Below are 16,490 nucleotides of genomic sequence, written 5' to 3'. Positions count from 1 at the left end.
ACGCTCTCTTCTCATAAAAAGACCACCTACTTTCTTAATTTTAACAATACTTCTCTTTAAAGAAGTTGTCCAATTAAGTGTAGACGGTCCATGTGAATACAGATACCCTTGCTTACACTTCTCTCGACTTATGTGAATATAGGCATCAATACTTACACTTTTCTCAACTTATGTGAATACAGATACCCTTGCTCACACTTCTACTGACTTCTGTTAACATAGGTATCCTTAGTTACATTTCTTCCGACTTGTGTGAATATAGCTATCCTTGCTCACACTTCTCTCTACTTGTGTGAATACAGACATCCTTACTTACACTTCTCTCCACTTGTGTTAATATTGGCATCCATACTTACACTTCCTTCGACTTGTGTTAATACAGATACCCTTGCTCACACTTCTCTCGACTTGTGTTAATACAGACACTTAAGATTAATTGCCTTTAACATAAATGTCCTAGTATTTTAATGAGAATCATTTAGCTAACTCTTAGAGTCACCATTTTTCTATATAAAAATAAATATTACCAACGATTTTGTAAGTGCGGACGCCTGAGGGAATAGTATGCGTGAGAGACTACAGGCTCGAGCCATACCCCTTGGCAAGCATGCACATACAAAATCGCAAGATTTAAAAAAATAAATATTACCAACGATTTTGTATAGTGCGGACGTCTAAGGGAATAGTATGTGTGAGAGACTACAGGCTCGAGCCATACCCCCTGGCAAATGCATGCACATACAAAATCGTAAGATTTAAAAAAATAAATATTACCAACGATTTTGTAGTGCTGACGCCTGAGGGAATAGTATGTGTGAGAGACTACAGGCTCGAGCCATACCCCCTGGCAAATGCACATACAAAATCGTAATATATAAAATAAGCATATCACTTAACTGAATTCTTCAGTTTTATAGTGATATGCTTATTTATTTTGAGTTAGGAAATATGCTCCAGCCTCTAATATTATTAATCCAATGATTCTGGCTTATAAAATTGTCTATTTTCTAATGCAAAGATTCGTTCTGTAAATTGACCTTTATCTACTTTTTTAAGGTGTTTTTCAAACATCATCATTCTAGCATCAATATTATCAATAAAGTGCAATATCTCCGCTTCTTTAACCATTGGTAATTTTGGTGATCCATATTCTAATTTACCGTGATGACTTAACACTAAATGTCTTAGCAACAATACTTCTTCGCCTTCTATATTATGCTCTTTAGCTACTTGTGATATTTCATCACTTACTATTGAGATATGACCTAATAAATTACCTTCTACTGTATAAGTAGTAGCGACTGGACCTGATAGTTCTTTTACTTTTCCTAAGTCATGTAAAATAATACCACTATATAATAAGCTTCTATTTAGTATTGGATATATATCACACAATGCTTTTGCTTGTCTCAACATTGTTACAACATGATAACTTAATCCTGAAACGAAGTCATGATGATGTGAACTTGCTGCTGGGAATGTGAAATATTCTTTTTGATATTTTTTAAGTAATATACGAGTTATTCTTTGTAGTTTAGCATTTTCAATATCTAATAAAAATGTCATAATTTCTTCTGACATTTCATCTATTGTTAATGGCGCAGCTTCTAAAAAGTTTTCTAATTTTACACCATCTTCTTCTACTGCTACTCTAAACTGATTTATTTTCATTTGTTTACGACCACGATAATCTATAACGTCGCCTTTAACTCTTACAATTGTCTCCGGTACAAGTAGTTTAATATCTTCAGCTGTTACAGTCCATACTTTAGCTTCTATATCACCACTCTTATCTTTCAAGTAAAGTGTCATATAAGGCTTTCCTTGGGCTGTTACTCCTTGATTTGCACGATGTATTAAGAAATAGTGGTCAACTGTATCTCCTGGCTTTAATGTTTCTATTGTTCTCATTTACTCTTAGCTCCTTCTATTTTTGTCAGAGTTATTGTTTGCTTTTGAGGTACATTCTGGTCTTTATTACATGTAAAGTAAAGTATTTGAATATCTTCTGACATACTCATTAAATATTTAATCATAATTTCTTTACGGTGTTTATCAAAGTGAACAAATGCATCATCAACTATTATTGGGAATGGATAATATTTATGCAATGATTTTATAAGGCTAAATCTAAGTGCAATGTATAACAATTCTTTTGTAGACTGACTTAACTCTGTTGGATGGAATACTTGACCATTTTGATGTCTTACTTGAACATTTTGTTCTTCATAGATAACTTGAGTATATCTGCCTTCAGTTAATGTATTTAAGATATCAGTTGCATCTTTTACGACATAAGGTAATCTTTTATCTTTGATTTGCTTAATATGCGCTTCTACTAAGTTTTGTAAATAGCTTAACGCTGCCCAATCATTAGCAGTTTCATTAACTTTATCTTTAAGTAAATGATATTCATGTCTTAATGCAGATAATGTTTCATCAGTTTCCATGTGATTAATTTTAGCATTTAAATCACTAAGTTCAGCTTGTACATTTAAATAATTATCATTGTATTCGTCTACTTGAAGTTCTAATTGATTTCTTTCATTTTCTAAATCTGTTTTAGTCATATAACTAAGTTGAGTATTTTTATCATAATCATAATTTTGATTATTTAGTAACGCTGTTAAATAGTCAAATCTCTCCATGTCCTCATTATAAGAAATATATGCTTTATAATGACGATAATACGCTTCTTCATCGAATACATTAATGTAACTAAATAGTGAATTTATGACGTTGTTATTTTCGTCCAATCTTTCTTTTAATGCATTAATTTCATTAGTTAGTAGTGCTTGTTGCTCAACATTTCTTGATTGAATATTAAATTCTTTTTGATGTTCATCTAATGCTTGTTTTACATCGTGGAATAATGAAATCTTTTGGTAATGTAATCGTGCATGACTAACAATACTTTCTGCTTCACGGTAAAACGCTTCAAGATCCGAATTCTTTTCATCTCTTAATTTAGTTAATCGATTAATCTCTAATCTATTTTGTTTAATTTTCTTAATTGTTGTTAATGCGTCGTTTAACAACTGAGATGATAGTTGATTTGAAACATGAATACTAGCTTTAGTTTCTTGTAATGCACTTTCTTTATTATCAATAATTGCTTCAACTTTTTCTAATTCTTTCTTCAATTCAGACTGCTTTGAAGATAAAATTTCTTGTGACTGATAATAACCTTCCAATTCTTGTCTGATCTTCGTTTGTTCATCTAAGTTAAAATCTAAATCATAAAATTGTTTTAGATGTTTAACCTTTTCCTCTAATTCGTCAATTTCTTTAGAAAAAGCTTGGTCATGGTCTAAATCTTTTGATTTAATAAAGAATGATAAAACGACTAATATAATCCCTACAATTGCGAAAATGCCACTAAATAAAACTTGAGAAGCAATGAATGCATATATTGCGATTGCGATTAATAATAAACCGCCTATTACTGAAAATAGTCGATATTGCTTACTTCTTTTTTCACTTTCTTCTTTTTGCTTAATGAAACTTTCTTCCATTTTTTTATAAAGTGACTTCTTCTCACCTAGTTCTAAAGCTTTTTGATTATAAACTTTCTTTTGTTCATAGTTCTCATCAGACACTAAATCGTTATGTAGTCTATCGATATTGTTATTATATCTTTCTCTTTCAATATCAAGTTGGTTCATAGAACGTTTAATTTGCTCACGTTCTGCTACATTTTCTTCTTTAATTCGATTCACTTCTGCAATATGCGTCTTCATAGCTTCAGATGTATCAACATCTAAATATTCATCATTCCAGCCGATATCTTGGCGTAACAACTCGTTATCTCTTTCAGAATCATCAATTTGTTTATTTAGTTGTTTTAATTCTTGCTGTTTTTCTTTAATATCCGATTCACGTTGTCTAATACTATTTAAGGCTTTTTCATCTCTTTCAGACATGACTTTTACGTTATCTAATGTATGTACTACTTGTGCAAGCTTTTCATTTCTTAAGGTTAAGTCACGCTTAATACTTTCATTAGAACGAACTGCAGATTCATATCTTTCAATACCTTGTTCAGGGAATTCATAAGGTTCAATATTTAAATTACTCTCTAGTTTCTTCCATTCTACAACTTCATTATGTAAAGATATTTCCTTTTCTTTACTTGTTAATCTATTTGTAAGATTTCCAAGATTATCTTTTAACTGATTAAGTCTTCTAGATATTTTATCTCTTTCATCTTGTAGTCTTTCATATTCAGATAGTTTCTTTTCTTCGTTTTTAATTTTTATTTCTAAATCGTTTAATTGTTCTAACTGAACATTTAATACAGGATTCTTACCGTTCTTTTTGTAAAGTGCTTCTTTTTCACTTTGCATCAAATCACTCATACCCGTAAATTCAGTTGATCCTAAAGCACCAGCTTGCAATAAATACATTTGAAGTTGATCTTCAGTTAAATTTTTATGAATATCTTGCAACCCTAATACATTAAATGAGAATATTCCTTGGTATGTTTTTTTATTTATAAAATTAATCTTTTGTTTGAGCCATTCTTCGTCTTTTATTTTGCCGTTTGAAAGATACACTTTGACGTCACCTGTTACACGGCCTTTAACTCTTTCTACTTCTACTTTTTGTCCATCGAATTCAAGTTCTAATTTACCACCATACTGATTACCAAGTCTTGGCTCTAATCTTGGCTCATTCTCTTTTTTTGTTGGAAAACCAAATAGTATTGAATGTATAAATGCTTGAATAGTAGACTTACCTGCTTCGTTCTCACCATATATTTGCATAAAACTTTGATCAAATTTAATTTTTCTAGACATGAGTTGGCCATAGCCATAAATTTCTAAGGATTTAATTTTCATCGCTTTAACCTCTCATTCTTCTTTTTAAAATAGCTTCCCCACGTTCAATTAATGCTTCTTTATCTACATCACTGTATGGATCTAAGAAACGATTGGCTTTAGGGTTCATATATAAATCACTTAATGCATTTTCAAGAATGGTTTCATCTTGTAAAATATCATCGTTAAATTCATTTGCTAATGCAACTTCAGAGTCTTGTTCAAAAAAGACATTTAGTTGTTCTATAAAAATAAAGTTTGTTTGATTTTCTTCATATTCTTGAATGAGCTGTATCACTTGATTGATTTCATCTTGTTTAAGTACTTCATCGTGTTTAACATAAACATCTAATTGGTAAAATGCTTTACCTTCAGTACGTACGCTATCTTTGAATTTTTGAATTGCTTCATATAAAGCATGTTTACCTTGAGCTTTAGTTTCTATTATTGCTTTTTCAAAACGTATGTACTGGGTTGGTTTAAAAGTAGCCTGTAATTTAGATTCATCACCTTCAACAAGCAAATATCCTTTTTCACCTTTTTCTTTAAAGTGGCGAGCTTGTATATTACCTGAATAATGTATTTGAGAAAGTTCACTAATCATTGCTCTTTCATGTATGTGGCCTAATGCCCAATAATGGTATAACTTGCTATTTAAGTCTTCAATATTAAATTCAGTATATCTTTTCTTTACGTCTGAAGCTTGCGAATAAGTACCATGTAATACACCAATATGTATACCTTTATTACCGGTTGATTCAGGATATTCATCAACTTTATTTTCATAACTTTGATCTTTTTGATAACTAAATCCGTGTAAATAAACAACTTGACCATTTCTAGTGATCAGTTGATATGTAGATACTTTGTCAGTAAACACCGTCACATTCTCTGGCCATAAAGTATGAACACCTACAGATAAAGGATCATGGTTACCATGTATAATATATACAAATATTTGTTCTTGCTCTAGTCTAATAAACTGCTCTCTTAAAAACACTTCTGCTCTAAGCGTTCTATTATCTTGATCAAATAAATCTCCTGCAATAACAACAAAATCTACTTGTTCTTTAATAGCTTCATCTACAATTTTTGTAAAGCTATTATATGCGCTTTGTTTTACGTCGTTTAAAATAGAAGGGCTTAAATAATGTCTAGACTTAAATGGACTATCAAGGTGTAAATCCGCGCAATGTATAAATTTAATCATATACCTAACCTCTTTCAATTTTAGCTCATTCTTAATTATTTTATTCAAGCTCAAACAATAGAATAATCAGATTTTATAAAGACTTTTAATGCTTTAATTTTACCATATTCCAAGACTATACGATACATTGGACGAACAAGAAAGCAGACTTACGACAATAAAAAAACCTTATTAGATACAAGATTGTATCTAATAAGGTTCACAAGAAAGATAATATATTAACCTTCTTGGTTTTCTTCAAGGCTACCATAGATATCTTCTAATGGTCTCATGATTACACGGTTTAAATCTTGAATTAATTGACTCATAGCTTGTTCAGCTTGCATTAATTCAGCGATTGTTTCATTTTGTTCAATTTCTTGAGCAGATTTTTGAGCTCTAGCGATATCTACTTCTGAAATTTCTTCGCCTTGCATTTGTTTTGTTTGTAATTCTAATTGAATTTCACGGAATTCATCGAATAATTTTTTAGTTTCAGGATTTGCATTAACTTTTTCATATTGTTCTTTAATTTTGTTATATTCTTCACTTTCACGTAAAGTTTGTTCTAGTTCATTTGCTTTGTCGTAAATGTTTACTTCTGCCATAATAAATTCGCTCCTATATTAAATAAATGTATTAGAATATTAATTCCAATAATACTGTATCACACTTCTACTTCTTATACAAAAATAGCGATTATTCCTTGTAATAATCCAATAATTCCACCTAATACAAAACCAAGTAAAGTGATTAATTTTAATTCTTTATTAGAAATTTCGATAACTAATTTTTCTAAGTAAGATAATTCAAATCTGTCAATTTGACCTTTTATTAATTCGGCTAATTTCATTCGTTCTAGTATCAAACTAATATTGTCTCCTACTTTACGAATCATATACTCAATAAATCTCTCAGTACCTTCACCTTCCATATAAACGAATAAGTTTGGTACTAACTCGTAAAGTGGTGTATTTAAATAGCGATTAACATTTATAGAATGAGTTAACTCTTCAGCAATTAATAATTTAGCTTTGTCTTTCCTTTCACTTGTTAACACATCTTCTAAAGGTTTAGACATCCACTTCTCATATTGTTTTTGGACTTGTAAATCAATCATATTTTCAATTTTTTCTTGTTTGATGACATTTTTAAGTTCTTTCTTTACTCTATCCACTATCTCTTCGGTTGTCATAAACATTTGTATCATACCGACCATTTTCCCTTTTTGCTCAAAAAATTCTTCTACCATCGAATGAATATCTTGCTCCCCTTTTTCAGAAGATAAATATTCATCAATTTTAGTTAAAATTTCTGGTGTCACACGATTAACTTGTTGACTAAGTTGTTCAAATATTTCAACTGGTATCAGACTTTGAAGTTGTTCATTCTTATGAGTTTCATAATATTTATCAACTTTTTGTTGAATTGTAGTGTTAAGCGTATTATTAATTTTTTCTTCTACCGGATAATCAATTCTATCTACAAAGTGTTGTATAGTATACTTTTTCTTTTTCAATGTATCAAATTGAACTTTAATGGTATCTTCTAGAACATGTTGTGTACTAGGATTAACAAGTTTCTCTTTAAATACTTCTGGAGTGAGAAGATGCTTTGTAACCATTTCTCCAACTTTTTCTGATAATTCGTTTCTTCTTTTCGGTATTAAACCTGGAGTGAATGGCAATTTATAGCCAAACAGTCTTTTTTCGTGGTAAGGATGGAATAACATTTTAATTGCAATAAAATTTGTGAATCCACCTATTATCGCACCAATTACCATCATGCTTATAATTGTTAAAATTGTTGACATTGGAATTCTCCTTCTAAAAAAGCTACTTCTTTAGAATAATCTAAGAAGTAGCTTTTAACAAATATTATACAAATAATGATTGTGTCTTACGTAAGAAATAAGTTTCTGCTTCACGTTTCTTAGCAGTTCCGAAGATAGGTTGACGTTCTTCATTTAATACTCTATACAAATCTGTTTTTTTGTTTGATTGTAAAATATATCCTGATTTAGCATCAAGTGTTACCCAATAAATATCACTCGTGTTGTCATGGTTAGGGTATGCACAATGATGACGAGATATAATTTGAATAACTTCTAATGGATCACAGCCAAATGTTGTGTTTAAAACATCTGAATCTCTAAATAAAGCACATATAGAAACACATGTTGTCCAGTTTGGTAGAACTCTCTCTTTTTCAATTTGTACTAAAGTCTTTTTAGATAATCCAACTGTATTCGCCATAGTATCCTGAGTATAACCTGCCTCAATACGAACCATTTTGAATTTTGTTTGGATTATCGTTGTAAATGTTTGTTTATCCATCTATATCTACCTTTCTTCTTAATATATATTATTAATTGATTTAATATGTTGCAAAAATACACGATTTTTTTCAGCACAAGTATCATCATAATACATTTCAGGACAAAATAAAAGAGGTAAATTGAATTTAATATCAATTTACCCCTTTAATACGTTAAATTATAATTATTTTGCTAACTTTGATTTTTCTCTTTCAGATAAAATTAACGCACATGCTGCATCACCTGTAATATTTACAGCCGTTCTTGTCATATCAAGTAGTCTATCTATACCTATGATCATACCTATTGCTGCTGGGTTTATTCCAATTGATGTTAATATCATAGCTAACATTACTAATCCTACTCCTGGTACACCTGCTGTTCCAATAGAAGCAATTACTGCGATAAGAACAACAGTAATCATTTGCATAACAGTTAAGTCTATGCCAGATACTTGAGCAATAAAGATAGTGGCAACACCTTGCATAATTGCTGTACCATCCATATTAATGGTTGCGCCTAACGGCTGTACAAACGAACTAATTTCTTTTCTTACACCCATATCTTTCGTACATTCTAATGATATCGGTAAAGTTGCATTTGAACTAGATGAACTAAATCCTACAGTCATTGCTGGGAAGAATTTTTTAAAGAACCATAACGGATTCTTACCACCTAGAATTTTAACAGCGCCACCATATACTATAAAGAAGTGAACCGCTAATGCTAATAACACTACAAAGAAGTACATTCCGAGTTGTTTTATTGCTCCAAAACCAGCGTTAGTGAAAGCTGTTGCAACAAGTCCAAATGTTCCTATTGGTGCAAAGTAATTCATGATCATTGTTACGATATACATGAGTATATCGTTAGTCTGCTCAAATACTTTCCTTACACCTTCAACTTTCGTACCGAGTGCAATCATTCCTATACCAATAAAAATAGCAAACGTAATAATTGGAAGCATATCTTGTTCAACCATTGATTGCATTGGATTTTTAGGGAACAGATTAATCAATGTTTGATCGAACGTTTGATTTTCTGGTGCAGCCGTATCACCTGACTTAGCTTTTTGCTCTTCACCATATTTTTTTACTTCTTGACTATTCAATAAATCTGAATGTCCGTCACCTGGTTTAAATACTAAGGCTAATGCCATAGCTATTATAATTGCTAATGCTGTAGTAGTTAAGAAAAATATTACAGTCTTAAGTCCTATACCACCTAATAACTTTGGATCACCCACACCAACTACTCCAAGCACAATTGACACAAATACTACTGGTACAACAAGCATAAAGATTAAATTAAGAAATATTTGACCTAGTACATTAAATACATACTGATTAGTATTTTGAACAAATCCACTGCCTGCATACATATTAAAAATTGACCCGACAACAATACCGAGTATTAAGGCTATTACGATTTTTAAAGTTAAATTTTTTGTTACCTTCATCTACAAATTACCCCCTATATAATATAAAATCATTTCTCCCTTGTAGCTTATTATACTTTAAGCGCTTTCAATTTGTAAATTTATTTTTTAAATTCATTTTTAATTCAATAATAAAATACGAGTAAGTATTGAATTTTTCAATACTTACTCGTATAAAATTAAAAATTTTAATTTATCAATTGATGTTCCATTGCGTATACTGCTGCTTGTGTTCTATCTGATACTTTCAGTTTGTTTAGTATATGACTCACATGTGTTTTTATTGTTTTTTCAGATACAAAAAGTGTTTCTGCAATTTCTTTATTTGTTTTTCCTTTGACCATTTCGGCTAATACTTCAAGTTCTCTCTTCGATAATTTATTTTCTCTATGTGGTTTTTGAGAACTTTCAGTTATAATCGACTGTACTTTAGGATGAATTTTCTTCTCTCCATTTAGTACTGTTCTAATTGTTTGTATAAGCGCTTCAGGCTCTACATCTTTAATTTCATATCCATCTGCTCCTTTATCAAGTGCAGATATAACATGTTCTTCATCATAAAAACTTGTTAGAACTAATATCTTGATATTTGGATACTTCTTTTTCACTATTTCAGTTATTTCAATACCATTCATTTCAGGCATCACTAAATCTAATAGAACTATTTCAGGACTTTCATTATTCTCCAAGTAATCTAATAACAATGCCCCACTTGAAAAGTCTGCTAGAATATCAAAGTTTGGAACAGTATCTAATAAAAACCTTAAACCTTGCCTTACTATATGATGATCATCTACTAAGATTATTTTATTACTCATATGTGATACCCCTAACATTTATAGTGGAATAGATATAATGATTTCCGTTCCTTTATTCAATTCAGAGTTTATATCTATGCGACCTTTCATAAATTGAACTCTTTGTTTCATATTTTTAAGACCATGTGAGAGGTTATTTTCTAATTTATTATTTTCGAAGCCTCTTCCTTCATCTATTATACGCGATTTAAATTCATATTTATTTTGTTCTAAATAAATTTTTGCACGTTTTTGTCCAGAGTGTTTATTAATATTATTCAATGATTCTTGAATAATACGGTAAATATTTTCTTCCATCGTATTAGGTAAGTCTATTAAACCTTCTACTTCAAATTCTGGTTCTATATGAATAAATTGGCTATATTGCTTAATTGCTGCAATCAATCCTTGTTCTAAGCCTATCGGTTTTAATTGCCATATAAGTGCTCTCATCTCATTAACAGCACTTTGACTCGTATCTTCTATAGTTTGGAAAGCTTCCTTAGCTGCTTGTTGATCGTTTAATCCTTTAGCTGCATGAGCTGTTATTTTTAAAGAAAACAACATCTGATTAACTGAATCATGTAAATCTCTAGCAAGCCTGTTTCTTTCGTTAATACGAGCTGCTTCTTTTTCTTGATCAGTTAGAAAAATACGTTTTATAGCTGAACCAATTTGAAATGCTACTGATTCTAGTAGTTCTAAATCTTCTTCAGAATATCGTTTCGTATTAGGAGTAGCAATATTCAATAATCCAAATTGTTCATTACCTGACCTAAGAGGAACCGTTGCATGATGCGTTATACCATCAGTTTTGTCGTGATGCTCTTTAGTAGCTTTCACAATTCTCGAACATGAAATAATATTTGAAGCTTTAGTTAACTTTTTATTTTGATATGCAGTAACACACCAACACGTACCCTCAGTCATATATTGGCATTTATTGTGTGTTAGTGCTGGTGGTAAGGCTTCTTCAGCAACTAACTCGTGTTTACCCTCTTCATCAATAAAAAATATCCAGCCAGTATGAAAATTACTACCACTCACTAATTTTTTGAGAGCTCCATGCATCATGCTGTACATTTCTGTCTCTTCATTTAAAAATTCTGCTATTTCTTTTAAGAGACTTGTACGTGTTGGTTTCTCCATATACATCACCTTTAGTATTATTGATTGTGCGTTACATTATATACATCATGTCTTCTATCTCTAAGATGTCTTACTGTCCCATTTTCTCTACCTCTTCTTAATACTTCTAAGTCTATTTCACCTATAGCTACCATTTCTAGATTTTCACCTGTTTCTCCTACTATGCCATCACGTGCAAAACCATAATCAGATGGTGAATATATTGCTGAAGCACTATATTGTATGTCCATATTTTCAGTTTGCGGTAAGTTACCACAAGTTCCTGAAGTTACGGTATAAATTTGGTTCTCAATAGCTCTAGCCATGCAACAATATTTTACACGTAAATAACTTTGTCTATCTTCAGTTGAAAATGGTGTAAATATTATTTTTGCTCCTTTTTCTGTAGCTATTCTTGCCATTTCTGGAAATTCGCTATCATAACAAATTTGTATTGCGATTTTTCCACAATCCGTATCAAAAACTTCTACACCATTACCAGGTGACACACCCCACCATTTTCTTTCATTAGGTGTTACATGTATTTTATATTGTTTTTCAATAGAACCATCACGACGGAATAAGTAAGAAATATTATATATGTCTTCTCCTTCTTCTACGAAATGAGAACCACCAATTATATTTATATTGTATTTCATAGCAAATTGATTAAACATCTCTATATATTGAGATGTATAAGTCGTTAATTTTCTAATAGATTCAGCAGGATTACTTTGCTCATCGAAACTCATTAATTGAGTAGTTAAAAGCTCGGGGAACACAATAAAGTCGCTGTCTGCATCATAAGCAACGTCAATGAAATATTCTATTTGATTAGCAAATTCTTCAAAAGAATTAATTTTTCTCATCATATAGTTAACTGTACATATTCTAACTGGCTCACTTGTTTTAAAATGAACGTTACTACGTGCGATATAATCAGGATTATTCCATTCCATTAAAGTAGCATATTTCATACTTTTAACATCATCATTTAAATAATTAGGATTAATTCGCATTAAAGTAAAATCATTCATCAATTGAAATGTTAAGACTGGATCTTTAATTCTATGTTTAATTACGCCTTGCACATATTCTCTTGGTGTTAGTTCATCACTATATTCATGATAGTTTGGAATTCTTCCACCAATTATAATACTTTTCAAATTTAGTTCATAAGCAATTTCGCGTCTTGCTTCGTATAATCTTGCGCCAACTTTCATTCCTCTATACTCAGGATGAACCATAACTTCTATTCCATATAGATTATGACCATGATCATTATGATTTGTTATATAGCCGTTATTCGTAATACTATCCCATGTATGTCTATCATCATATTCATCAAAATTTATTATAAGAGATGAACATGAACCTATAATTTCACCTTCAAATTCAACAACTACTTGTCCTCTTGGGAACATTTTTAAATGACTTTCTAAATGTGCTCTTTCCCATGGTTCCATTCCTGGGAAACATTTAGATTGTAGTTCAATAACTTCGTCTATATCTTCAAAAGTCATTTGTCTTGTATTAATACTTACATTAAATTCATTATTATCGATTGATTTTGACATGAATGATACTCCTTATCTAATTTTCTTGTTATACTAATTATAACTTATTTTTAGTTATAATATAATTTTTCCCGATTTTAAGAGAAATATTCCTGGAGGACACTATGCAAATAACAATACCATCAAAACATGAAGGTCAAACAATTGAAGAAATGTTCAAATCTTTACACCTTCCTAAAAAAGAACTACACCTTTTGAGAATGTCAAAAGAGATTACGATAAATGAACAAGCAAGCACATTAAGAGATAAATTAAGTGAAGGAGATAAACTTTACATTCCTACTCTTAATGAAACGAGTCAGTATGTATCGAGTTATCGATTGGCTGAAGTTAAATATGAGGATGAATATTTAGCAATTGTTGTTAAACCTAAAGGCGTAAAGACGCATCCAAACGATTTAAAGGAAGCAAACACACTTATGAATCATGTAATTTATACATTAGATTCAGATTATACTGAGCCTGTTCATAGGTTAGACCAAGAAACAGTCGGCTTATTATTAGTAGCAAAGCATCCGATTGCTAAAAAAATATTAGATCATATGTTAGAAGATAGAAAAATCACTCGAACATATAAAGCTCAAGTCGATAGTTTGTTACCACTTAAGCCACAATCGATAGATATGCCAATAGGTAAGGATAAATTCCATCCAAATAAAAGACGTGTATCACCAACTGGTCAACGAGCAATTACACATATTATAGAAAGTCATATGTTAGATGAACATACAGCTGAAGTAGAGTTGAAATTAGATACTGGTAGAACACACCAAATCCGTGTACATTTAGCAGAAATAGGACACCCAGTCGTAGGTGACCCTTTATATAACAATAGTAAACTTAGACAATTAAAATTACACAGTTATAAAATAGAATTCGAACATCCATTTAAAGATGAATTCATCTCAGTTACTTTAGACGATTAATATAAAAACAGCCCTCCCAATCCTTCAGTTATCAAGGATTGGGAGGGCTTTATATTTTGAGCTTTATATTTTGAGCTTTATCGTTTTGAGCTTTATCGTTTTAATCTTTCTTTAAATTTATTTATGAAACTCCTTCTTCTACTTCTTACAGGCTGTCCAATATTTATATGAGATTGTCTCATTTCTTTAGCTGCTAATAATGCTTCATCCATCAACATTTCTTGAGAGTTCATGTGTTTATTACCAGCATCATTGTATTGATAATTACCATCGGAATTTTGAATACGTCCTTTTAATCCATCATTTAATTGTAAGTTTAAAATATCTTTTAATCTACTTACTACTTTAGGATCAAGTATAGGGAATAATATTTCAACACGCTTTATCATATTTCTTGTCATCATATCCGCAGAGGAAAGGTACATCTTTTCTTCACTATTATGGTGAAAATAATATATTCTAGAATGTTCTAAAAATCTGCCTACTATACTTATAACTTCGATATTTTCACTTACCCCTTTAATACCTGGTTTCAAGCAACAAATGCCCCTAATAATAAGTTTGATTTTCACACCGCTTTGAGACGCTTCATATAATTTTTTAATCACTTTTTTATCAGTTAAAGAATTCATCTTAGCTATAATGAGTCCATTGCCATGCTCATTGTGTAATTCTATTTCTTGTTCAATATGATCAACAAAGAAATCACGAATTTCAAATGGTGCCACTATTAATTCATTATAATCGGGTTTCAAAGAGTAACCGCTTAAATAGTTAAAGAAATTAATGGCATCTTCACCTATTTTAGGATTTGTAGTAATGATACCCATATCTGTATATATTTTTGCTGTTTTGTCATTATAATTTCCTGTACCTAAGTGTACGAATGGTATAACTTTTCCATCTACTTTTTTTATTACGAGTGTTATTTTGCTATGCGTTTTAAGGAAAGTCATGCCATATATAACATTACACCCTGCATCTTCTAACATTTTTGCCCATTGAACATTGTTTTCTTCGTCAAATCTAGCTTTTAATTCAACTAATACTGTGACTTGTTTCCCGTTCTCGGCAGCGTTTTTCAATGCTTGAATGATTGTTGAATCACTGCTCACCCTATAAAGTGTTTGTTTAATAGCGAGTGTATTTGGATCTTCTGATGCTTCTTTAATAAATTCTACAATTGGTTCAAACGATTCATATGGGTGATGGAAAAATACATCTTTTTCTAAAGCTAAATCATAAACATTATTTTTGTTTAAAAAGGAAGGTAATTGTGGTCTATATGGTTTGTACAATAATTCAGGGAATAATTCTTCTAATCGTCCTACAAGAGAGAATAATACAGTTAAATCTAATGGCCCATTAACTCTGTATATATCTTTATTAGTTAACTCTAGCTCATTCATTAAAAACATACTTTTTACTTCTGTATCAATATGTCTACTATCTATTTCAAGTCTTACTGCTGCACCGCTTTTTCTTTCTTTTAGAAACTTTTCAATTTCTATTAATAAATCTTCCGCACCATCTTCATGGATTGTTAAATCAGCATTTCTCGTCACTCTAAAAGTATACGTGTTTATTACTTCAAATCCATTAAATAATTGTTCAATAAATAAAGAAATGACATCTTCTAAAAATACAATATACTTTTTACCATCATATTCCAACTTAATAATTCTATCTAATAATGTTGGTACAGGTACTATTGCTGACTTTATTTCACCATCATTTAACTTTATATCAACAAATAAATTGAGCATTTTATTATTTAATTTAGGAAATGGTCTATAAGCATCAATTCCTAATGGTGAGAGTGTTGGTAATATTTCAGTATTGAATTGATTGTGTAGTTGATCAATTAAATCTTCTGGCAGTCTTTCTGGTTGTGTAATAAATATATTATAAGTTTTTAATAAATCCTTTAATTCATTAAATCTCTTATATTGAAGATACACGTTTTCTCTATTTTTCTTTTCTATACCGGTAAGTTGTTCTTTTGGCGTTAATTGTGCTTTATTCTCTGGTTCATTAAAATTCATTTTCACTTGGTCTTTTAAACCTGCTACTCTGACCATGAAAAATTCATCTAAGTTAGAACTATGAATTGCTAAAAATTTTAGTTGTTCAAGCATTGGATTGTTCGGATCAATCGCTTCCTCAAGAACACGATAATTAAAGTCAAGCCAACTTAACTCTCGATTATTATAGTACTCTGGATTGTCTAAATAAAATCCGTTCGTTTGCGTTTCCATAATTATCTCACCCTTTACTTATTTCCATTCATCTTTAAAA

At 30.5% G+C, this 16,490-nt stretch carries 12 protein-coding genes; 1 reads left to right on the top strand and 11 read right to left on the bottom strand.

The window, feature by feature from the left end; translation table 11 throughout:
• Positions 1–969 precede the first annotated feature (969 nt).
• From yhaM to LQ668_RS10580, 10 genes are all read right to left on the bottom strand, one after another.
• The gene (gene yhaM, locus LQ668_RS10625; protein ID WP_078357620.1) at positions 970–1,911 is read right to left on the bottom strand and encodes a 3'-5' exoribonuclease YhaM; all 942 of its coding nucleotides are present in this window, start codon (positions 1,909–1,911) and stop codon (positions 970–972) included.
• Positions 1,908–4,841, bottom strand: a complete 2,934-nt coding sequence (locus LQ668_RS10620; RefSeq protein ID WP_078357621.1) for an ATP-binding protein — start codon at positions 4,839–4,841, stop codon at positions 1,908–1,910. Before LQ668_RS10620 ends, yhaM begins: the two co-directional genes overlap by 4 nt.
• Before the next feature lie 4 nt (positions 4,842–4,845).
• The gene (locus tag LQ668_RS10615) at positions 4,846–6,030 is read right to left on the bottom strand and encodes a metallophosphoesterase family protein (RefSeq protein WP_078357622.1); all 1,185 of its coding nucleotides are present in this window, start codon (positions 6,028–6,030) and stop codon (positions 4,846–4,848) included.
• A gap of 218 nt (positions 6,031–6,248) precedes the next feature.
• Positions 6,249–6,617 (bottom strand): YlbF/YmcA family competence regulator, encoded by a 369-nt coding sequence (locus LQ668_RS10610; protein ID WP_078357623.1) that lies wholly within the window; start codon positions 6,615–6,617, stop codon positions 6,249–6,251.
• Positions 6,618–6,691: 74 nt separating this feature from the next.
• On the bottom strand, positions 6,692–7,822 hold the full coding sequence (locus tag LQ668_RS10605; RefSeq protein WP_218703071.1) for a DUF445 domain-containing protein: 1,131 nt from the start codon (positions 7,820–7,822) through the stop codon (positions 6,692–6,694).
• 64 nt (positions 7,823–7,886) lie between these two features.
• A complete protein-coding gene (gene xdrA / locus LQ668_RS10600) occupies positions 7,887–8,345 on the bottom strand; it encodes an XRE family transcriptional regulator XdrA (protein WP_078357625.1) in 459 nt (152 codons plus the stop codon).
• A gap of 165 nt (positions 8,346–8,510) precedes the next feature.
• Positions 8,511–9,785: a dicarboxylate/amino acid:cation symporter gene (locus LQ668_RS10595; RefSeq protein ID WP_078357626.1), complete on the bottom strand. Its 1,275-nt coding sequence runs from the start codon at positions 9,783–9,785 to the stop codon at positions 8,511–8,513.
• A gap of 167 nt (positions 9,786–9,952) precedes the next feature.
• A complete protein-coding gene (locus LQ668_RS10590) occupies positions 9,953–10,582 on the bottom strand; it encodes a LuxR C-terminal-related transcriptional regulator (protein WP_078357627.1) in 630 nt (209 codons plus the stop codon).
• 18 nt (positions 10,583–10,600) lie between these two features.
• Positions 10,601–11,710 (bottom strand): GAF domain-containing sensor histidine kinase, encoded by a 1,110-nt coding sequence (locus tag LQ668_RS10585; RefSeq protein ID WP_078357628.1) that lies wholly within the window; start codon positions 11,708–11,710, stop codon positions 10,601–10,603.
• Positions 11,711–11,727: 17 nt separating this feature from the next.
• Entirely contained in the window at positions 11,728–13,266 is a 1,539-nt protein-coding gene (locus LQ668_RS10580) for a bifunctional GNAT family N-acetyltransferase/carbon-nitrogen hydrolase family protein (RefSeq protein ID WP_078357629.1), read from the bottom strand.
• Between the two features lie 104 nt (positions 13,267–13,370).
• Here LQ668_RS10580 and LQ668_RS10575 point away from each other — a divergent pair, with 104 nt between their 5' ends.
• On the top strand, positions 13,371–14,192 hold the full coding sequence (locus LQ668_RS10575) for an RluA family pseudouridine synthase (protein WP_078357630.1): 822 nt from the start codon (positions 13,371–13,373) through the stop codon (positions 14,190–14,192).
• A gap of 92 nt (positions 14,193–14,284) precedes the next feature.
• On the opposite strand, the gene LQ668_RS10570 is transcribed toward LQ668_RS10575, so the two are convergent.
• Entirely contained in the window at positions 14,285–16,450 is a 2,166-nt protein-coding gene (locus LQ668_RS10570; RefSeq protein WP_107509809.1) for an RNA degradosome polyphosphate kinase, read from the bottom strand.
• Between the last annotated feature and the right edge of the window lie 40 nt (positions 16,451–16,490).

It is taken from the genome of Mammaliicoccus sp. K-M42, from assembly GCF_022386375.1.
Taxonomy (GTDB): Bacteria; Bacillota; Bacilli; order Staphylococcales; family Staphylococcaceae; genus Mammaliicoccus; species Mammaliicoccus fleurettii.
Note: the sequence above shows the minus strand (reverse complement) of the source record. Positions and strands in the feature narration are given on the sequence as shown.